Source organism: Myroides sp. C1519 (genome assembly GCF_038039755.1).
Classification (GTDB): Bacteria; Bacteroidota; Bacteroidia; order Flavobacteriales; family Flavobacteriaceae; genus Flavobacterium; species Flavobacterium phaeum_A.
In genome coordinates this window covers 41,424-62,874 of the sequence record NZ_JBBPHM010000010.1, presented here as the reverse complement: position 1 = coordinate 62,874, position 21,451 = coordinate 41,424, and the positions used below count along the sequence as shown (strand labels likewise).

19 protein-coding genes are annotated in these 21,451 nt (G+C 33.9%); 6 read left to right on the top strand and 13 right to left on the bottom strand.

The window, feature by feature from the left end; genetic code table 11:
• Positions 1 to 81: 81 nt before the first annotated feature.
• From ribB to nhaC, 9 genes are all read right to left on the bottom strand, one after another.
• Positions 82 to 1,215, bottom strand: a complete 1,134-nt coding sequence (gene ribB / locus AABL81_RS07445; protein ID WP_158209129.1) for a 3,4-dihydroxy-2-butanone-4-phosphate synthase — start codon at positions 1,213 to 1,215, stop codon at positions 82 to 84.
• Positions 1,216 to 1,272: 57 nt separating this feature from the next.
• On the bottom strand, positions 1,273 to 2,733 hold the full coding sequence (locus AABL81_RS07440; RefSeq protein WP_158209128.1) for an LptF/LptG family permease: 1,461 nt from the start codon (positions 2,731 to 2,733) through the stop codon (positions 1,273 to 1,275).
• A 10-nt stretch (positions 2,734 to 2,743) separates the two neighbouring features.
• Positions 2,744 to 3,391, bottom strand: a complete 648-nt coding sequence (locus AABL81_RS07435; RefSeq protein WP_158209127.1) for a LolA family protein — start codon at positions 3,389 to 3,391, stop codon at positions 2,744 to 2,746.
• A gap of 11 nt (positions 3,392 to 3,402) precedes the next feature.
• Positions 3,403 to 5,901, bottom strand: a complete 2,499-nt coding sequence (locus tag AABL81_RS07430) for an FtsK/SpoIIIE family DNA translocase (RefSeq protein WP_341340705.1) — start codon at positions 5,899 to 5,901, stop codon at positions 3,403 to 3,405.
• A 136-nt stretch (positions 5,902 to 6,037) separates the two neighbouring features.
• The gene (tpx, locus tag AABL81_RS07425; RefSeq protein WP_158209125.1) at positions 6,038 to 6,538 is read right to left on the bottom strand and encodes a thiol peroxidase; all 501 of its coding nucleotides are present in this window, start codon (positions 6,536 to 6,538) and stop codon (positions 6,038 to 6,040) included.
• Positions 6,539 to 6,713: 175 nt separating this feature from the next.
• Positions 6,714 to 6,971 (bottom strand): DUF6952 family protein, encoded by a 258-nt coding sequence (locus AABL81_RS07420; RefSeq protein ID WP_090410493.1) that lies wholly within the window; start codon positions 6,969 to 6,971, stop codon positions 6,714 to 6,716.
• Between the two features lie 19 nt (positions 6,972 to 6,990).
• On the bottom strand, positions 6,991 to 7,299 hold the full coding sequence (locus tag AABL81_RS07415; RefSeq protein ID WP_090410494.1) for a thioredoxin family protein: 309 nt from the start codon (positions 7,297 to 7,299) through the stop codon (positions 6,991 to 6,993).
• A gap of 41 nt (positions 7,300 to 7,340) precedes the next feature.
• Positions 7,341 to 7,979, bottom strand: coding sequence for a peroxiredoxin (locus AABL81_RS07410; RefSeq protein WP_090410495.1), 639 nt, complete (start codon positions 7,977 to 7,979; stop codon positions 7,341 to 7,343).
• Positions 7,980 to 8,215: 236 nt separating this feature from the next.
• Entirely contained in the window at positions 8,216 to 9,667 is a 1,452-nt protein-coding gene (nhaC, locus tag AABL81_RS07405; protein ID WP_341340704.1) for a Na+/H+ antiporter NhaC, read from the bottom strand.
• Between the two features lie 395 nt (positions 9,668 to 10,062).
• Here nhaC and AABL81_RS07400 point away from each other — a divergent pair, with 395 nt between their 5' ends.
• A complete protein-coding gene (locus AABL81_RS07400; protein ID WP_158209123.1) occupies positions 10,063 to 10,989 on the top strand; it encodes a bestrophin family protein in 927 nt (308 codons plus the stop codon).
• Positions 10,990 to 12,083: 1,094 nt separating this feature from the next.
• On the opposite strand, the gene AABL81_RS07395 is transcribed toward AABL81_RS07400, so the two are convergent.
• From AABL81_RS07395 to AABL81_RS07385, 3 genes are read right to left on the bottom strand one after another with little or no spacing between them, the layout of a single operon-like run.
• Complete coding sequence (locus AABL81_RS07395) at positions 12,084 to 13,664, bottom strand: PepSY-associated TM helix domain-containing protein (RefSeq protein WP_341340703.1); 1,581 nt, start codon at positions 13,662 to 13,664, stop codon at positions 12,084 to 12,086.
• A gap of 21 nt (positions 13,665 to 13,685) precedes the next feature.
• Positions 13,686 to 13,976 carry a hypothetical protein gene (locus AABL81_RS07390; protein ID WP_158209121.1) on the bottom strand — a complete coding sequence of 97 codons (291 nt, stop codon included), beginning with the start codon at positions 13,974 to 13,976 and terminating at the stop codon, positions 13,686 to 13,688.
• A 4-nt stretch (positions 13,977 to 13,980) separates the two neighbouring features.
• Complete coding sequence (locus tag AABL81_RS07385; protein WP_233269286.1) at positions 13,981 to 14,316, bottom strand: hypothetical protein; 336 nt, start codon at positions 14,314 to 14,316, stop codon at positions 13,981 to 13,983.
• A gap of 221 nt (positions 14,317 to 14,537) precedes the next feature.
• Between AABL81_RS07385 and AABL81_RS07380 the strand changes: the two genes are divergently transcribed.
• The 3 genes from AABL81_RS07380 (at position 14,538) to AABL81_RS07370 (ending at position 17,465) form a co-directional block, all read left to right on the top strand.
• The gene (locus AABL81_RS07380; RefSeq protein ID WP_158209120.1) at positions 14,538 to 15,164 is read left to right on the top strand and encodes a 2OG-Fe(II) oxygenase; all 627 of its coding nucleotides are present in this window, start codon (positions 14,538 to 14,540) and stop codon (positions 15,162 to 15,164) included.
• 394 nt (positions 15,165 to 15,558) lie between these two features.
• A complete protein-coding gene (locus AABL81_RS07375) occupies positions 15,559 to 16,455 on the top strand; it encodes a LysR family transcriptional regulator (RefSeq protein WP_158209119.1) in 897 nt (298 codons plus the stop codon).
• Positions 16,456 to 16,526: 71 nt separating this feature from the next.
• A complete protein-coding gene (locus AABL81_RS07370; protein ID WP_158209118.1) occupies positions 16,527 to 17,465 on the top strand; it encodes a YeiH family protein in 939 nt (312 codons plus the stop codon).
• 411 nt (positions 17,466 to 17,876) lie between these two features.
• Here AABL81_RS07370 and AABL81_RS07365 read toward each other — a convergent pair whose 3' ends face one another.
• Entirely contained in the window at positions 17,877 to 19,505 is a 1,629-nt protein-coding gene (locus AABL81_RS07365) for an acyl-CoA carboxylase subunit beta (protein WP_158209117.1), read from the bottom strand.
• Between the two features lie 172 nt (positions 19,506 to 19,677).
• Here AABL81_RS07365 and AABL81_RS07360 point away from each other — a divergent pair, with 172 nt between their 5' ends.
• Entirely contained in the window at positions 19,678 to 20,322 is a 645-nt protein-coding gene (locus tag AABL81_RS07360; protein ID WP_090409640.1) for a DUF47 domain-containing protein, read from the top strand.
• A 19-nt stretch (positions 20,323 to 20,341) separates the two neighbouring features.
• Positions 20,342 to 21,439, top strand: a complete 1,098-nt coding sequence (locus AABL81_RS07355; protein ID WP_090409638.1) for an inorganic phosphate transporter — start codon at positions 20,342 to 20,344, stop codon at positions 21,437 to 21,439.
• Positions 21,440 to 21,451: the final 12 nt, after the last annotated feature.

Here is a 21,451-nt window from a genome sequence, read left to right as displayed (position 1 = left end):
ATCCAAAAAAAAAGTGAAGTAAAAATTACTTTTTTTACCTCACTTTTTTTAAGTTATTTAAAATAAGAATATTACTTCAAATTAATATTTAGTATATCCTGTAATTTCTAAACCATAACCAGTCATTCCTACTCTTTTTGCTTGTTCAGAGTTAGTCATTAAGTTAATATTAGTAATGTTTAAGTCGTGTAATATTTGAGCTCCAATACCGAAGTCTTTTTCATCAGCAGTTAATTTTGGAGTATCCATATCTAAACTTGCTTTTTGCTCTTTAATTACCGCTAATCTTTTCAATAAACTTGAACTTTGTTCTTCTTGATTAATGAATAAAATAGCTCCTTTTCCTTCTTCATTAACTCTGTTGAAAGCTGACTCAAGACGTTTGTTTAGTTTACCACTAAGAGCATCTAAAATATCGTTGTTAGCAATCATTGAATTAATACGAGTTAATACAGGCTCTCCTTCATTCCAAGTACCTTTTGTTAAAGCAATGTGTACTTGATCATTTGTATTTTGTTGGTATGCTCTTAATCTGAATTTACCAAAACGAGTATCAATTTCGAAGTCTTCTTTTTTATCAATCAAACTATCGTGTTTCATTCTATAAGAAACTAAGTTTTCAATTGATATAATCTTTAGATCCCATTTCTTAGCTACTTCAACAAGTTGAGGTAAACGAGCCATAGAACCATCTTCGTTTAAAATTTCTACTAAAATACCAGCAGGTTTAAAACCAGCTAAGCGTGCTAAGTCAACTGCAGCCTCTGTGTGCCCAGTTCTTCTTAATACTCCACCTTGCTTAGCAATTAATGGAAAAATGTGTCCAGGACGTCCTAAATCTTCTGCTTTCGTCTCTTCTTTAACCAAAGATTCAATAGTTTTAGCTCTATCGTGAACTGAAATACCTGTTGTACATCCGTTTCCTTTTAAGTCAATCGATACTGTAAAAGCCGTCTGGTGTAAAACTGTGTTATTTGAAACCATTGGATTTAAATCCAATTCTTTACATCTTGATTGTGTAAGGGGAGCGCAGATAAGTCCTCTACCGTGAGTTGCCATGAAATTGATCATTTCTGGTGTAACTTTCTCTGCAGCGGCGATAAAATCACCTTCGTTTTCACGATCCTCATCATCTACCACTATGATTACTTTTCCTGCGCGGATATCTTCGATTGCTTCCTCAATAGTGTTTAATTGAATGTGATTGTGTGACATTATAGTTGTTTTTGTTGTTACTACAAATTGTTTTTATTTACGTTCTAAAAGTAAGTATTATCTACTTGCTTCAGATTGTGTTTTCTTTTTTGTTAATGCTTTAAAGAAATCTACAATTGGATCTATTGTAGCACTAAAGTTTACTTGTCCGTTATCTTTTGTAGCTTTGTATGTTAAGTACACTGCTAACGGAGTTAATACTAAAGAACCTATCCAACCTCCTAAGAACGGTGTAATACCATCTTCTTGTGCGAGCTTTTTACCAAATGTATTAATAAAGTGGTAAGTAATGAAAATTATAACTGCAAAAACGATAGGTAATCCCAATCCTCCTTTACGTATAATTGCTCCTAATGGTGCTCCTATATAAAACATAAGGAAACAAGAGAAAGCAATTACGAATTTCTCATAAAAAGCAAGCCAGTGGTCATTAATTTTCTTTACTTGATTTAATACAGAAAGGTCGTTACTTTCAGCATTAAAACTAATATTATTAGTGTAGTCTATAGCTGATTGTAAAATACGACTTTGATTGTCTTTTGTAAAACTTTCTAATAAGTTTTCTGGGGCAATTTCTACTATTTTAATAGTAGTTTCTTTCGGAGACGCCTCTGTGAATAGGTTAGTCATTCTCAGAGAAATGTTGTCTGTATTTGAATTCTTTTCTATATCTAATGCTTTTTGTAATGAATCAATCGTATAGTTCAATTCTTTCAAATTAAGCATTCCATATGTATTTGTAATTTTTTCGTCGTCTTTTCCTTCATTTTGAAAACTACTCAAATCGATGTTCATCGTGTATTTTTCAAACTTTGTCTTTACAAAAGGATGTTTTTTAGCTTGTTCGTATGTTTTTGCTGTAACATCATCATAATAATTCCCATCAAATAAGTGTAGCTTAAGAATATTAGACGATTCATCTGTTTGTAGCTCTCCATCTATAGATCTAATAACAGTTTTATTTTCATATCCTGAATTAGATTTAACGTGCATTGTTACATTTTTTAGATATTGTCCGTTTTTTCCAGACTTATTATCTACTTTGATATTTACTTGTCCTAAGTCATTAAACTGTCCTGCAGCAATAGCCATAGCGGGTTTAGTCTGAATGATTTCTTTTCTCAGGTTTAAGAATTTATATTCTGCCTTTGGAATAACATCATTAGCAAACCAAAAAGAAATAGCTGCTAAAATGAAAATAAAGATAGATAGCGGGCGCATTGCTCTTTTTAGAGAAATACCCGACGCTTTCATTGCAGCAAACTCGTAGTTTTCGGCAAAGCTACCAAAGGTCATAATAGAAGCTAAAAGTACAGATAGTGGCAACACTAAAGGTACCATCTTGGGTGAGTAGAATAGAAGGAATTGAACAATAATTAATATGTCCAAATCTTTTCCTGCTAACTCAGAAATGAATAGCCATACACCTTGAAGTATGAATATAAAATATAAAATAGCAAACACTGTAAGCAGTGTTGTTATAAAGGTCTTTAAAATATAACGGTCAAGTATCTTCACTTAAAATCGACTAATCTATTTTGTTAATGTAGTAATTAGGGTACATTGATTCTGTAAAGGTAAAATGATTTTTTGATATAGGTTGATTTGTTTTAAAAGAATTAACCGTTATCGTTGATTTTGAACCATCTTTATTTACTTGAATTTTGTTGTAAACATTTTTCGTTTCATCGTCTATTCCTAACAAGACTTCTTTGATTACAGAATTTTTGTTAGTAGGTATTAATTTGATGTATTGGATTTTTCTTCCTTTCAAGTTTTGAAGAATATCCCATTGAAAGTTATATCCCGTATTGAAAAAAGTTAACATATGTGATGGTAGAATTCCTTCCGTACTTTCAGGGTCATAATTTGAAATAGTTACTTCTTCATCTTCAGGACTTACGGTGTATATTTTTTTACCGTCGTAGAATTTCTTCATACCCATAAAGTCTAAGTAGTACAAGTCTTTCTGAATGTCAATATGTCCGTTACTGTCGTAATTTTTACTTGCATTCTTGTCATTTCTTGAAGTGAAAGAGAAGTCAATTACAACATTTTTGTATGAGTTAAACTTTTTAGTTACTTCTTGTAAATAATTTTTTGCTCTTTGGCTTGTTTGTGCAGATGCGCTAAATGTAATTAGCGAAACGCATATAAAGGCAATAATTTTTTTCATTTGTGTTTGTTTTAGTTTCTGTTTTGCTCGTTTTCAAAAAACTGCTCTAAAGCGATTAAGTCTGGGATGAGTACGCTTCTTGCTTTGCTTCCTTCAAACGGGCCTACAATTCCTGAGGCTTCTAATTGATCAATGATACGACCAGCTCTATTATACCCTAATTTCAATTTACGTTGTAATAGGGAAGCAGAACCTTGTTGTGCTGTTACAATAATTTCAGCTGCATCTCTGAACAATGCGTCACGCTCACTAATATCTACATCAATACCTGTGCCACCGTCTTCGCCTACAAATTCTGGCAGTAAGTATGCGTCTGGATATGCTTTTTGTGAACCGATGTAATTGGTTAATCTCTCTACTTCTGGTGTATCTACAAAAGCACACTGAACACGTACTAATTCGTTCCCTTGTGTGTATAGTAAATCTCCTCGTCCAATTAATTGGTCAGCTCCTTGTTGATCTAAAATTGTACGTGAGTCAATTTTAGAAGTTACACGGAAAGCAACCCTTGCAGGGAAATTGGCTTTAATAATACCTGTAATTACGTTTACAGACGGACGTTGTGTAGCAATAATCAAGTGAATACCAATAGCACGTGCTAATTGTGCTAAACGAGCAATTGGCGTTTCAACTTCTTTACCGGCTGTCATAATTAAATCGGCAAACTCATCTACTACTAATACGATATAAGGTAAAAAGCGGTGTCCGTTTTCAGGATTTAATTTACGTTGTTTAAATTTCTCATTGTATTCTTTAATGTTTCTAACCATTGCATCTTTCAACAATGTGTAGCGATTATCCATCTCTATACACAACGAATTTAAGGTATTGATAACTTTGGTGTTATCTGTAATGATCGCATCTTCTGAATCTGGAAGTTTAGCTAAATAGTGACGTTCAATTTTATTAAATAACGTCAATTCTACTTTTTTCGGGTCAACCAATACAAACTTAACTTCCGCTGGGTGTTTTTTGTATAACAGAGAAGTCAGTAAGGCATTCAAACCAACAGATTTACCTTGTCCTGTTGCTCCTGCCATCAGTAAGTGAGGCATTTTTGCTAAGTCAACTACAAATGTTTCGTTAGAAATCGTTTTACCAAGTGCAACTGGTAATTCCATTTCTGCATTTTGAAATTTTGGAGATGCGATAACACTTCTCATTGATACTATAGAAGGTTTGTTGTTTGGTACCTCAATACCAATGGTACCTCTACCTGGAATAGGAGCAATAATACGAATACCTAAAGCTGATAATGACAGCGCAATATCATCTTCTAAGTTTTTAATTTTTGAAATTCTTACACCTGCTTCTGGTACAATTTCATATAAGGTTACAGTAGGACCTACAGTTGCCTTAATTTGAGCAATGTCAATCTTATAGTTTTTAAGTGTATCTACAATTCTATTTTTATTTTCTTCTAATTCCTCTTGGTTGATTGTAATACCACCTGTTCCATAGTCTTTTAATAAGTCAATAGAAGGGAATTGATAATTTGATAAGTCTAAAGTAGGGTCAAACTCTCCAAAATCTCTTACTAATTTTGCTGCTAAGTTTTCTTCAACCGTACTTTCCTCCATTGGAGTTTCAATGACAAATTCATCTGTTGGCGTGTCTAAAATCATACCTTCAAAAGAAGTGTCTTTTTCTTTTGTCGATGACTTAACATCAAGGTTAAGTTCAGAACTATGCTCAATAGTTGGTTTTACATTTTTATGCTCAACAATAACACTTTGTTGTGGTTCAACAGGAGTTTGAATGCTAAAGTTTTCCTTCGATTTGTCTTGATTTATAATAGGCTCAGCTACTTTTTGTGGGGTAGGTGTAGCCTTTTCAGTTGTCTTAGCAGTGTTAGGAGCGTCAAATGTTTTTGGATCTTCTAAATGCTTTTTTCTAATGTTTTTAAACATTTCAGGCCATGCGCTAAGTTTCTCTTTAATTGCAGTAGGAGAAAGTCTAAAGCGAAAAAGGATAAACGAAAACCCTAAGAATAGTAGCAACAATACAGTTCCTGCCGTTCCAAGGTAATCCGTAAAATAATGATTAAGTTCATAACCAACAGTTCCTCCTAAAATAGGATTGTTATTCCAGAAAAAACCAAAGAATACAGAGAACAACAACATAGAAGATAAGTCCCAAAAGATCATTCGCTTAATTCTTTTGGCAGCAATATCAAAGAAAGCATAAACACCACTGTGAACTAACATTTTAGCAAAGAAGAAAGAGGCAATACCAAAACCTTTGAAAATAAAAATATGTGCAAAATACGCACCTACTTTACCTAACCAGTTTTCTACTGCAGCTTCTCTATCACCTAATAATGCAAGGTTGCTTTGATCTTCAATTCCTGTTACTATATATGAGATAAAGCTTAAACATAAAGCAATTCCACTAATGATTAATAGGATAGTAATAAGGAACTTACTGTTTCTTAGAACAGAAGTATCATATTTTTTAACAGGATCTTTTGTTGTAGTTGTTTTCTTTTTTGTTTTATTATCTTTTTCCATTTCAATTTTGATTCACAATAATGGCGTATTGTTTTTACTAAAGTAATTCTTTGACAATATAAAACTGTTATTAATGTTTAGTAAACTAATTCGTTTAGCAATATAAACATTAATAACAGTGTAGGAGTATAACGGCTTATTTTAAAGCTGTTAATGCTTTGTCGTAATTAGGTTCATCTGCTGTTTCAGCAACTTGTTCAGTATAGATTACTTTTCCTTCTTCATTGATAACAACGATTGATCTCGATAATAATCCTTTTAATGGACCATCTGCGAACAATACACCGTAATCTTTTCCAAATTGTCCGTCTCTAAAGTCAGACAACATTTCTACATTTTCAATTCCTTCTGCACCACAGAAACGTCCTTGTGCAAAAGGTAAATCTCTTGAGATACACAATACAACTGTGTTTTCTAATTTAGCAGCATCTTGGTTAAAATGTCTAACAGATGTAGCACAAGTAGCTGTATCAACACTTGGAAAGATGTTTAAGATTACTTTCTTTCCTGCGTAATCAGCAAGTTTTTTGTCTGCTAATCCAGCTCCAACTAATTCAAAATTAGGAGCAATTGTGTTCACTGCTGGTAATTCACCAACTGTTTGAACAGGAGTATTTTTTAGTGTAACTGTTGCCATATTGTTTTTATTTATAGTCATACAAAAATATATAAAATTTGATAATTAATAGATGTTTGTATTGTTAGATATCTTAGCAAAGTGCACAAAAATTGAATATTTGTATAAGTTTAGGTTATGGCAAAAAAAAAGAGACTACAAAACGTAGTCTCTTTTTAAAATATATTGAAATGTTTTATTTATCAATTGATCCTAAAACTCTTTTCATAAAGCTATTTAAAGCTTCTTTTTGCGTAGCACCGTCTTTCATTAATTTTTGAACTTCAAGTGCTCCGTACATATTAGAGATAATTTCACCAATTACGTCAAGCTCTTCATCTTTCAAAGAAGGAACTTCAGTAAGGTTTTCTAATACCTCAATAGTTTCGATTACATAATCTTGGTCATTCTCCTCAATAAATTGAGTTAAATGCTTGATAACAGGTAATTTCATAGGTTATGGTTTTATGAAATTAAGCAATTTCGTTAACTAATTCGTTCAATACTTCAGCCTTGTTAGTCTGAGTTTGGTTCACTAATTTTCCGTTAACAAATGTAGCGAAAGTTGGTAAGTTACTTACATCAGCCAATTGTCTTGACTCAGGGAAGTTCTCAGCATCCGCAATAACGAAAGTCATTCCTTCTTTCTCATTAGCCAATTTTTTGAATTTTGGTTTCATGATTCTACAGTTACCACACCAAGAAGCTGCATATTGAACAACTACTTTTTCATTTGAATTTACAATCTCTTGTAAATTATCTTTATCTAGTTCTAAAAGCATTTTTTTATTTTTTTTCGTTAATAACTAAAAGGAGGTTATCCTTAGTTTTTACTTAAGTATTCAGCAACACCTTTTCTGTCAGCGTTCATTGCTTGTTTACCTTCTTCCCAGTTAGCTGGACATACTTCACCATGAGTTTGTACGTGAGTGTAAGCATCGATTAATCTGATGTACTCTTGTACGTTTCTTCCTAATGGCATATCGTTAACTGATTCGTGGAAGATTTTTCCTGACTCGTCTACTAAGTAAGTAGCTCTGTAAGTTACGTTAGATCCTTCGATTTGAACTGAATCTAATTCTTCGTTATAAACTTCGTTCTCAATATCTAAGATACCTAAAACTGAAGATAAGTTTCTTTGAGCGTCAGAAACGATTGGGTAAGTTACTCCTTCGATTCCTCCGTTATCTTTTGCAGTGTTTAACCAAGCAAAGTGTACTTCGTTAGTATCACAAGAAGCACCGATTACCATTGTGTTTCTTTTTTCGAACTCAGGTAAAGCAGCTTGGAAAGCGTGTAATTCTGTAGGACAAACAAAAGTAAAATCTTTTGGATACCAGAATAATAATACTTTTTTGTTATTTTTTGTAGCTTCTTCAAAAATGTTGATTTTTAAATCGTCACCCATTTCTGACATTGCGTCAACTGTAATGTTTGGAAATTTTTTACCTACTAAAGACATAATATTTATTTTTAAAGTTAATATTTCTTGTTTTGATTTCTGATACAAATGTAGGGCGAGTAGTAGAGGTAATCAATTATTTTTGATTATTGTTTTTTATAATCATATAAAGAAAACCTATGGCTTACTTTTTTTACCCTTGTCTAATAAATTTTTATCCCAAGCCTTAAAAGACATCTGAAAGATATAAAGAAAAAGCCAATTTAAAAAATTGGCTTTGTTATAATAATACTAATTTATTTTTTTGCGAGTTTTCTAATTTTGAAATTTAACGCAGCGTATAGTAGCGTTACGAAAGGGCTCAAATAATTAAAGAATGCGTATGGTAGGTAAGTCATAGTCGGAATTCCCAATACCCCAGAGTGATATGCTCCACAAGTATTCCACGGAATAAGAACTGATGTTACTGTTCCTGAATCTTCTAATGTTCTACTTAAGTTTTCTGGCGCTAAGCCTTTTGCTTTATATGCCTCTGAAAACATTTTACCAGGTACTACAATTGACAAGTATTGGTCAGATGTCATCACGTTAATCGCTAAACAGCTGGCAACAGTACTTGCAAATAACCCAAATACATTGTTGGCAATGTTTAATAAGGCCATTGATATTTTCTGTAACGCTCCGATTGCTTCCATTGCACCACCAAAAAACATAGCACATAAGATCAACCAAACCGTGTTCAACATACTTGCCATTCCTCCTGCTTCAAATAATCCGTTAAGACTTTCAAGCGGTGATAAGATTCTAATGTCAGACGTTAAGGCAAGCATTACTCCTTTATATGCATTGTAGAAGTTGAATTCGTCTCCACCTGAAACTGCAATTACAATTGACGGTTGGAAGATTAAAGCAAACACTCCTCCTAATAAAGTACCGATTAATAGGGCAGCAATAGGTTGTACCTTTTTTACAATTAAAAAGATTACAAACGCTGGAACTACAAATAACCATGGCGTGATTAAGAAAGTATCTGAAATTGCTTTCAATGTTTCTGTTGTATCTACATCTCCAGAAGTACCATAAACGATTCCCAAACCTATGAATAACAACAAGGTTACAACATAAGTAGGTACTGTTGTGTACAGCATATATTTAATGTGAGTAAACAAATCTGTTCCTGCCATTACTGGTGCTAAGTTTGTTGTATCTGAAAGAGGCGATAATTTGTCTCCAAAATAAGCTCCTGAGATAACAGCTCCACCGATAACCCCTAAAGGCATACCTAAAGCGTTTCCAATTCCAACTAACGCAATACCTACTGTTGCAGAAGTAGTCCAAGAACTACCTGTAGCAATAGAAATGATAGAAGTAATGATAACACACGCAGGTAGGTATATAGCAGGGTGTAATATTTTTAGTCCGAAATAAATCATATTAGGGATAATACCACTTAATAGCCACGTTCCTGATAATGCACCTACTAATAATAAGATGAATACAGCACCAGAAGTATCTTTAACGTTATTGGTAATTTGGTTCAGAATTTTGTCATAAGACACTCTGTTGTATAAACCAACACCTGTAGCAATTGCTCCTCCTATAAGTAAAATGAACTGATTTGTTCCCGACAGCGCGTCATCCCGGAATACAAACACATTAACAGCTAATAAGGCAACTAAGATAATTACAGGTATTAGCGATTGAAGTAATGTGATTGGTTTCTCTGCTTTGTCGTGAATTTTTTCCATTTATTTAAAATTAAATCATATTTACTTGCGAAAGTACGTATTTTATTGATTAATGTAATAAAAAAAGAAAGATTATAGTAATCTTTAGTAGAAAATAATTTAGGGTAGAAGGTTGATATTTAGTTTATTAAGAAATAATTTACAGAAAATAAATTTATGAGAATAAAAAGTATTGTTAAAAAGCAAATTATTTATTATATTTACTGAATACTATAAAGTAATTTATATAGTATTACTTTACGTTTTTTAGTCATTTAAAATTAACGTATAGGTATAAAAATATTGTTGTTTTGATGTTTTTAGAGGGACATCATCTAAAGGCTACTTATCCACAAAATAAGTAGCTTTTTTTGTGTTTTCACTCTACCTTTGTATGAACTAAAAAAAACAACAATATGATCGTTCGTAACAAGAAGCATATTTTACAAATGCTTTTTATCTGGAAGGGGTCTGTTTTGAAAAAAATTGCCCCTACTTTGTTAGCTATCTTTCTTTTTTCTTGGTTAGTTTATTTCTGTCACTATCTATTTCCTGATGTAATTATACCTTTAAATGTTGGAGCATTCGCTTTGGTGGGTATTTCATTAGCCATATTCTTAGGGTTTTGTAATAGCGCTGCTTATGACCGATTTTGGGAAGGTCGTAAACAGTGGGGGAGCTTAGTCATTCACACCCGTTCCTTAGCTTTCCAAATTCAAAACTATATTCAAGAAAACGAACAGTTTACCAAAAAAGACAAGGAGGAGGGAATTAAACTTATTTTTGCTTTTTGCTATGCGCTAAACTTGCAATTGAGAGAAAAGCAGGATTATGAAATCTTAAAAAAATATTTGTCGCAAGAGGTTTATGATACTTTGTTGACTAAAAAATTCAAACCAACTTTTTTATTGAATGAGTTGACTGCTTGGATTGCAAAGCAACATAGAGAAGGGCGTATGGATTCAATTACTTTGACAAGAATTGATGAGAATTTAGATCAAATGTCTATTGTACTTGGGGCTTGTGAGCGTATTGTACATACTAAAATTCCGTTTGTTTACTTCGTTATTCTACACCGTACCGTGTATATCTACTGCTTTATTCTTCCTTTTGGATTGATTGATTTAATCATTTGGGTAATGCCGTTTTTCGTAACGTTTGTAGCGTATACCTTTATTGCGTTAGATGCCGTTGTGGCTGAAATTGCAGAACCTTTTGGTGAAGAGGAAAACGATTTAGCATTAGATCAAATGTGCGCGAATATTGAGTATTCAATTTGTGAAATATCGGATATGCCAACGCCTATCTTATTGTCACACGACCACAATTATATCGTTAGATAAAAACGTTTTTTTAAATAAAATAGGAAGGGATATCTCAAAAGGATATCCTTTTTTTATGGGCGATTTTCTCTGATTTAGGCGATTTTCAATTGGGATTAAAGAGTAGAATAAGGGGAGTTTTAATAGGACCATGTTCGGGACATCTTCGAGATATGTTCGGGATAAGTTCGGAAAAAGGCCTTTTTTCCGAAGGAGTGTCGAATTTGTGTGGTCTATGTTTAGAACCAGTTACGGACAGTATAGGACGTTGTATTGTCTGAAAGTAGGCTGTAACTGTATTTAAACCAAGAATGGGGCGCTTGTATTGCGTTGTTGTGTTATTCTTTTTAAACTCGGGTTAGGGAGGTTGGCTAAGACGTATATTCCCTGAATATACTGGAGTAACATAGAATCACAACGGCTTTTTGTGGTATAAGTAATCGGGAGTTTATAAGAGGATTGAGCATATAATGTTTTTTGGTGTGTTGTGTAAAATTGAATCATAATTCCTGTGTTTGTAGTTTCTAAAGCAAAATTAATACTAACTGCAAATACTTTTTTTCAACGTGGTTATTTTGATGTCATTTGCTATCAAATGACATCAAATGCACTATTAACTCTGTCCCACTTTTGTACCCAACTGTCCGCAATCCCTTATAAACAAAGGGATTGTCATAACCTTATATGTACATTAGTCGTAGATAACTCGGAGATAAGTCGTAGATACCTCACCTAAAGGCCTTTTTCGCGAACGAAATACGACTTATTTACGACTCATTTACGATTAATTCCCATAGGAAACCATTGAAAGTGGCGTGGTTACTGACTTACAGCCAAATTGAGGCTTTTTGAGAAATAGGGGCCAACTATGCATTTAGTGTTTTAATTCTTTATCGATTTGTTTCGGTTTAGGGGAATTCACTTAGGTGTAAATCGCTTATCGCAAGTGTTTTTGAAGATTATAAGTAAAGTAGTAATTATTGCGAACTGCTCTTAGGAAATAAAAAAAGGTGAAAATAAAAAGGGTTATTACTGTTTTTGACGTAATAACCCTTTTTACTATTGATCGATCACTATTCAAATATAGGAGTGATGGTATAGGAAAGTTTGATTGTTTAAACTTCTTTATTTTGTTTTTTGCGCACCAAATACCAAGCGTATAAAGTGATGCAAGGAATGATAATCCAAAAGATATCAATGATAAGAATATCGTAATACTGATTTTTCCAATTTGTCCAAAACCAAGTACCTGTTACAATTCCGTTTGTAATTGGAATCAATAAACCGATTGCACTTCCTACCAGTAAGCAGTCTCTATTTGTTTTATACAAGCTTTTTCTTGCTGCTAATACAATTGTCAAGGCAAGCCAAGTGTAGAAATAAAACGAATAGATAAAAGTTTGTCCTCCCGTTGGGTTTAGCTTAACTGCAATGAACGCTAAAGCTGTTACGGGGTACATTGATAAGCAAATCGACAAGTATATATTGGTTAACCAAAAGTTGAACTTGCGCTTTTTCTCAGGTACATTCTTTTTATCTCTGGCTACTAACCATATTAAAACCCCTGAAATAATCACAAAACAACCTGCTATTCCAATTAAAAAGTAAATAATGCGAGTTGCATATCCTCCAAATGAACCAAAGTGTAACACATACATCAAGTTTGAAACTATTTCACTGTAAGTAGAGCTATCGTTTGGATTAGCTTTTTCTTCTATTTCACCGGTTGCAACTGTATAAATGATTTCACCTCTACTGTTGAATTGTTTATGTTCAGAAACCTTTCCGAGTAATTTAACCTGCATATTTTGGTCGCCATAATTACTAACTTCAACAAAGGTGATGATCCCATCTTCCCATTTTTGTAAAGTTTCTTGTACATAGCTATTGATGTCAACGTGTTGTTTTAGGGGAGTATTCGTGAAAGACATTTCTAATTTTGGGCCTTTTCTGCCACCTACTTCTGCTTGGAGTTTTTGGGTATCACCTCCATATCCTAACGAGGCTATCGCATTTGCAAAAAAGTAAGAAGTCAAGAAGAAATAAGAGCCAGAAATAGCAAAAATAAATAAGAATGGAGAAGTTAATACACCTAAAGCTGTGTGTAAATCAGTCCAAACTGTTTTTAGTTTTTCCCAAGGTCTAAAAACATAAAAATTAGAAACTATTTTTTGCCAATGTACAAGTACTCCTGTTATTAGAGCGATAAGAAAGGTAAAAGCAACGATTCCTGCAATTAAGTATCCTAAAGGTATACTGAAGTTTGCTAAACTATTAACAGGCGCTAAAAAGTGTAAACGATATAGAAATTCACCCAATGAGTATTGTTCTGCATAGCTTTTACTTTCATCAGATAGGGTATCATACATTACGAACCCACGTTCAGCTGCTTTTGGATTAAGGGTGTCTTTTGAAGGAGAAACTACAAGTCCGATTATGCGACTTTTATCACCAAGTCTAAAGCTGACGTTTCTTCCGTATAAACCATATTGGTTATTAAGGGAATCAGCAATAGTATTATAGTTAAGAGTATTTGAAGCAAATGCTCCTTTTGGCGTATTGTTTTGCCAATTGTTTATTTCGTTTTTAAAGAAGGCAAAAGAACCTGCAAAAAAGAAAACGAAAAGTACTGCAGTAATAATAATTCCACTTAAGGTATGTAAGTGAAAGTACTTATTGTAGTTTCTTATATTCATATGGGGTGTGGCGTAATTGTCTTAGATATTGATAGGTTGTATTAAATAAGGCAGGTAAAAAAGAATAGCGAGACCACTATACAATGCCCAAATTTTATAACCACTTTTTGCTATAAAAGCAAGGATAAATAGTGTTGCCCATAATACAAAACCTGTTATAAACATTGTAGTGTATATGGGTTTAGCATCTAAAAAATACATGAAAAACATGTGAAAGGTAACTGTTAAAAAGAATCCACCAATACAACCTGCCGTAAACTTTAAAAATCGTTGCCAAGGCGAAGTTTCTAAATGTTTTTTGTTTGCTGGCATAATTTTAGAAGAGTATAAATTCAAATAATAAACAAACACCAATTAAGCTTAGTACTTGCGTGTATTTCATTGAAATGGTAGGGTAGATAGCTACAACAGCAGAACCGATAAACATCAGATATAATATAAATGTAAGGGATCCTACACCAATACCTTCGTAAGCGATTTCTGTTAATAGTGTAATAACTAATAATGAATAAGCAATACGCTTAGATAAGATTTTGTTTTCTCTTAGCCAATCTGTAAACGGACAACGTTTGTTGAACTTAACTTTTTTAGAGCTGTTGTACAGCATAAAAAAACTTAATGCTGCTATTCCGAACAATAGTGTATACATCATTATTTAGATTAATTAAAAACAAAGGTAGTCCTATTTTTTAAAACTTGGTAATTTTTTGTAAAAAAAATCTAACAATAGTGGGACGTCACAAAGATATTAGGATGTTTTTAGGGGGGAATAGGATATGTTTTTTAACTTTTTGTTAATAAAAAATATCTTATTTTGGGTATTATTTTTTTTCTATTGTAATATATATTTGCGTACTTTTTATTTATTAATGTATGGGTGATTTTGAAGTAAATCCATTTTATGAGTTAATTATAGACGATTTAGTAAATCGTAAATACTCAGTTATTGATTGTTTTTTCTCAGAAGAGGAGATCAATCTGCTTAGGGCAAATTTGTTTTTGAAACAAGATTTGGAAAATTTCAAAAAAGCAGCAATTGGGCAAGCTTCAGAAGAGCAAATAGTGGAAGAAATCCGTGGAGACTCTATTTTATGGCTTGATGAAAAGAAACCAGATGAAGTAGAGAAGATGTATTTTGATAAGGTAAATACCTTTATTGAATATATTAATCGCACCTGCTATTTGGGAATTCAAGAAGGGGAGTTTCATTATGCTTGTTACCCAAAAGGGACATTTTATAAAAGACATTTAGATGTTTTTCATACGGATACACGTAGAACCCTTTCAGTGGTGTTGTATTTGAATGAGCAAGACTGGACTCCTGCAAATGGTGGGGAGTTAGCTTTGTATCTTCAAAATGAAGATGGAACAGAAAGAGAAGAGATTGTTCAGCCTTTGCCAGGGCGTTTGGTTGTGTTTGATAGTAAGTATATTGAACACGAAGTTAAGATGGTAAATTATCCGAGATACAGTATCACAGGATGGTTAAAAACGAGATAAAAGAATTAAAGCTGCCTCTTTTTACGGAGACAGCTTTTTTTCTAAGTGATACTTTTAGTTTTACAACGGAATCTTATTGTAAATCACTTAAATCGAATATAACTCTTGTCGAGTTCTATTGGGATTTGATTTGTGGAGATTTTAAAATGTTTTTATGGGAACGACAATTAGCCTGACTAAGCTCTTTGTATTTTTAATCCTTCCACCTTTGTCTAACAACTTTGACAGCTCATACCTATTATTTGCTATATTATTTGCCGTTTATTAACTTGTTAGCTTATTTTTGTAATACAAAGATAGAGTAAGCCTAATGTGTTTATGTTATACTAATCGTGGGATTGTTTGCACTAATCGTGGTTTTTTATCTTTTTTATCTTTCTTAATAATATAAATTATGTTTGATTTTAGATTAAAAGTTTTTTACACAGTTGCCAAAAGGGGGAGTTTTACAAAAGCTGCTAAGGAATTATTGATTTCTCAACCTGCTGTAACGAAACATATTCAAGAAATTGAGTCGTCTTATCAGACAAAATTGTTCTTAAGAGATGGGATGAAAATTAGCCTGACTGAGGCTGGACAATTGCTGTTTGGTTATGCGGAAGAAATATTCTCTATTTATAGAAATTTAGAGTTTGATATTCACGCTTTGAATGCTAAAATGGACGGTAGTTTGTGTGTTGGTGCCAGTACGACGGTTTCTCAATATGTGTTACCTCCTTTACTGGCTGAGTTTCGAAAAAAGGTAAACGACTTACACCTTGATTTGTTTTCCGATAATACTACGGCTATTGAAAATCTTTTGTTGAGCAAGAGTATTGATGTTGGAATTGTTGAGGGCTTTTCTAAAAACCCACAAATAAAGTATATTGATTTTATTAAAGATGAGATTGTCTTGGTGTGTGGTAGCGCTAATCCTTTGGCGAAAAGGGGAGTTATTAAAGCGGATGAATTAAAGGATTTGACGTTTTTATTGCGCGAAACAGGTTCGGGTACATTAGATGTAGTGGGCGCTCAGTTAAAGGAAGTGGGAATCAACATCAACGATTTGAATAATGAAATGAATTTTTCAAGTACGGAGAGTATTAAAATGTATTTAATGCATTCGGATAGTGTTGCTTTTTTATCAATACACGCCATATTGAAGGAATTGCGTTATAATGAACTGACGGTTATTGATGTAGAGGGATTGGAAATAACGCGTAATTTCTCTGTTATACAGCGTCAAGGGCAGGAGAGTGCCTTGGTGGAATTGTTTACGCGATTTGTTACAACGCATAACGTGAAGTTATAGCCTATAACTATTATGTATTTTCTTTTGGTTGCTGTACAGCCGACCTTTGTGGCTGTAAAACAACGAAACAAATGTCTTTAAACACAAATACATCACTGAGCAAAGTAATTTTAATAGGATTGGCTATTTTAAGTTTATTTCCTTTTGTAAATTCTGCTACAGCTTTAATTTTAGGGATTGTATACGCCCAAATTTTTGAAAATCCGTATGCTAAACAAACTAAAAAGACAACGGGACTCCTATTAAAGGTAGCTGTTGTAGGTCTTGGGTTTGGAATGAATATCTACAGTGCATTATCAGCAGGTAAGGATGGGTTTATTCTAACTGTTTTTTCTATTTTCTTAACGTTAGGTCTTGGGTTTATTCTTGGAAAGGCTTTTAAAATTGACAAGAAGATTTCTTATTTAATTTCTTCAGGTACTGCTATTTGTGGAGGAAGTGCTATTGCGGCTGTTTCTCCTGTGATTAAAGCAGATGAAAAGCAGATTTCTGTTGCTTTGGGAATTGTTTTTATCTTAAACTCTATTGCCTTGCTTATTTTCCCACCGATAGGTCATTATCTTGGAATGAGTCAGATTGACTTTGGATTGTGGTCTGCGATTGCTATTCACGATACGAGTTCGGTTGTAGGAGCGGCTGCTAAGTATGGAGATGAAGCGTTAGAAGTAGCTACTACGGTTAAGTTAGCTCGTGCTTTATGGGTGATTCCGGTTGCTTTCTTGTCAACTGTACTTTTCAAAAATAAAGGAGGAAAAGTGAAGTTGCCTTATTTCATTGGTTTCTTCGTTTTAGCGATGTTAGCTAACTCTTATATTCCGTTTGTACAGCAAATAGGACCTTATATTGTAGAGGTTTCTAAAGCGGCATTAACATTGACTTTGTTTTTAATTGGTACTTCTCTGTCTTATCGCACAGTAAAATCAGTGGGAATGAAACCTTTGTTAGAAGGAGTAGGGTTATGGGTGTTTATATCAATTACCTCTTTATTGTATATACTTTATATAAACTAAGTAGTTGGTTTATTACTTTTAATTATAAGAAAGCACTTGTTACACTCTAACAGGTGCTTTTTGTTTTGAATAATGTGTGATGCGTGAAACGTGAAAGGTGATGCGTGAAGTGTGATGAATGATGAGTGAAAGGTGATACGTGAAAGGTGATGCGTGAAAGGTGATACGTGAAAGGTGATGCGTGAAGTGTGAAGTGTGAAAGGTGAAAGGTGATGCGTGAAAGGTGATACGTGAAAGGTGATGTGTGAAAGGTGATGAGTGAAAGGTGATGCGTGAAAGGTGATACGTGAAAGGTGATGAGTGAAGTGTGATGATTGAAAGGTGATACGTGATGAGTATTTCTAAATATGGATGGTGTAGGGATAAAAAAAATAGGATACTTTGCAGTATCCCATTTTTCCGGTTTATTCATCATACTTGGATTACTCCAAGATTAAAGGGCTTTTCTATTGGAGCGTGATTAGCTGCTTCAATACCCATTGAGATCCACGTTCTTGTATCCAGTGGATCAATTATAGCGTCTGTCCACAATCTCGCTGCCGCATAATACGGAGAAACTTGATTGTCGTATTTCGCTTTAATTTTGTCAAATAATTCTTGTTCTTTTTCCGGAGTTAATTCTTCGCCTTTTGCTTTTAATGAAGAAGCTTCAATTTGCAATAATACTTTGGCAGCTTGCGAACCACCCATTACAGCTAATTCAGCACTTGGCCAAGCAAAGATTAAGCGTGGGTCATAAGCTTTACCACACATAGCGTAGTTTCCAGCTCCGTATGAGTTTCCTACAACTACTGTAAACTTAGGAACTACAGAGTTAGCAACGGCATTTACCATTTTAGCTCCGTCTTTAATAATTCCACCGTGTTCAGATTTAGAACCTACCATAAATCCAGTAACGTCTTGTAAGAATACAAGCGGAATTTTCTTTTGGTTACAGTTCGCGATAAAGCGAGTAGCCTTGTCTGCTGAGTCAGAATAAATCACTCCACCAAACTGCATTTCTCCTTTTGTCGTTTTCACTACTTTACGTTGGTTAGCCACAATACCTACAGCCCAACCGTCAATGCGAGCATATCCAGTAATGATTGTTTGTCCGTAACCTTCTTTGTATTGTTCAAACTCAGAATCGTCAACTAATCGTTTGATGATTTCAAGCATATCGTACTGTTCCGTACGTGCTTTAGGCAAGATACCATAGATATCTTTAGGATCTAAAGCCGGTTTCTTAGGTTTGATTCTGCTATATCCTGCTTTGTCAAAATCGCCAATTTTATCAACGATGTTTTTGATTTTATCCAGAGCGTCTTTATCATCAGCTGCTTTATAATCTGTAACACCAGATATTTCGCAGTGCGTAGTAGCCCCACCTAATGTTTCGTTGTCAATATTTTCTCCGATTGCAGCTTTCACCAAATAGCTACCTGCTAAAAAGATACTTCCTGTTTTATCAACGATTAAGGCCTCGTCACTCATAATAGGAAGGTAAGCACCACCGGCAACACAACTACCCATTACAGCGGCAATTTGAGTAATACCCATACTGCTCATAATAGCGTTGTTTCTAAATATGCGTCCGAAGTGTTCTTTATCTGGGAAAATTTCATCTTGTAGTGGTAAATAAACCCCTGCACTATCTACTAAATAGATGATCGGAAGTTTATTTTCGATGGCAATTTCTTGTGCTCTTAAGTTTTTCTTACCTGTAATTGGAAACCAAGCCCCTGCTTTTACAGTTGCGTCATTGGCAACAACGATACATTGTTTACCTTTAATATATCCAATTTTTACAACTACACCACCAGACGGACATCCACCGTGTTCTTGGTACATATCCTCACCAACGAAAGCTCCGATTTCAATACTCGACGCTTTGTCATCTAAAAGATAATCAATGCGCTCTCTTGCGGTTAACTTTCCTTGTTCGTGTAGTTTGGCAATTCTTTTGTCACCACCACCTTTTTTTACTTTGACTAATTTGCGTTTCAAATCAGACAATAAAAGCTTGTTGTGGTCTTCGTTTTTATTGAAGTTTATATCCATAGTTTGATCGGTTATTTCTACGCTTTTCTTTCAGTTTCGCTAAAATACAAAATTATAGTTCATATAAAACATTAGGTATGATTTTTGGTCTTGACAAAAAAATAACGTGATGGATACACATAGAATAGTATAAATAATGTACTTTTGTCTCCGTTTTTTATCATTATATATAATGTCGCTAAATAGTATTTTTCAGTTTTTGGTGCCAAAGGATAAAGTATTTTATCCTTTATTCGAAAAGGCATCTATTAAGATTAAGTCACTTTCACAAACATTGCACGAGGCAGTAAATGCTCCTGCAAAAGAAAGAGAGAAATTATTAAAAGATGTAGAGGTTATCAAACAAGACATCGAAGCAATTGCTCAAACGACGAGAATTGAATTAGGTAAAAATTTTATTACTCCTTTTGATAGAGAGGATATTCACAACCTAATTACAGCAGTTGACGCTGTAGCCGATCATTTATCAGATGCTGCATCTCGTATGAGATTGTACCAAATTGATAAAATTACAAAACCATTAAGAAAGCTTACAGAAGCTAACTTAGAGGCTTGTAGTGAGGTTTCTCGTGGTCTTTTAGAATTAAAAGATATGAAGAACTTACCTGCATTGGCTGAGGTTTGTAAGAATATTTCACGTTTAGAGCGTAAAGCTGATAAGGTATTTGACAAAGCAGTAGCTGATATCTTTGAAAATGAAAGTAATGCAATAGAAATTATTAAGTATAAAGAAGTTATGTCTGCGTTAGAGACTGCTACAGATAGCTGTAGAGACGTTGCTAACGTGTTAGAGACTATCACGGTAAAATATTCTTAATTAACTATAACCATTACTTATGGAATTTTTCTATGAAATGCTAACTAATCAAAGCGGTATTATGCTGATTACGATTATCGTATTAGCATTAGGTTTTGATTACATAAACGGATTTCACGATGCAGCCAATTCTATTGCAACTATTGTAACAACGCGTGTTTTAACGCCTGTTCAAGCTGTAATTTGGGCAGCTGCATTTAACTTCGTTGCTTATTTTATTTCTCTTTATATAATAGGGGAGTTTAAAATTGGTAATACAATTGCTAAATCCATTAATGAGAACTTCATTACATTAGAAGTAATCTTTGCCGGATTGGTAGCAGCAATTATTTGGAATTTAATGACGTGGAAGTTGGGTATCCCTTCTTCGTCTTCACATACGTTAATAGGTGGATTTATCGGTGCGGCTGTAGCTCACGCTGGTGGATTAAGCGTTGACGGAATAGATGTTATCGTTTATTCTAAAGTAGTGCCTATTTTCTTGTTTATTTTTGGAGCACCTTTCTTAGGGATGTTCTTAGCTTATTTTATCACAGTTGCTATTCTGTGGATATGTAGAAAACAAGCGCCTCATAAATGTGAGGTGTGGTTTAAACGTCTTCAGTTAGTTTCTTCTGCTTTGTTCTCATTAGGACACGGGGGGAATGACGCACAGAAAGTAATGGGTATTATTGGTGCTGCGGTTATCTTTTACCACATTAATGTAGATATGGACCCTGCTTATATGGTTAGTGGTGTTGATACATTCAAATTGTTCGTAGAACACTGGTGGTGGGTTCCTTTAGCTTCATTCGTATTCATTGGTCTTGGTACTTTATCAGGAGGATGGAAGATTGTAAAAACAATGGGATCTAAGATTACTAAGGTTACGCCTTTAGAAGGGGTAGCAGCTGAAACAGCAGGGGCAGTTGCCTTATATGTTACAGAGCACTTAGGTATTCCTGTTTCTACAACACATACGATTGCAGGTTCTATCATCGGGGTTGGGGTTACAAAACGTATCTCAGCAGTTCGTTGGGGAGTAACGATTAACTTGTTATGGGCTTGGGTATTAACCATTCCTGTTTCTGCAATTATTGCAATGGTAGTTTACTATATTATATCGCTATTTTTATAGTAGGTAGGATAT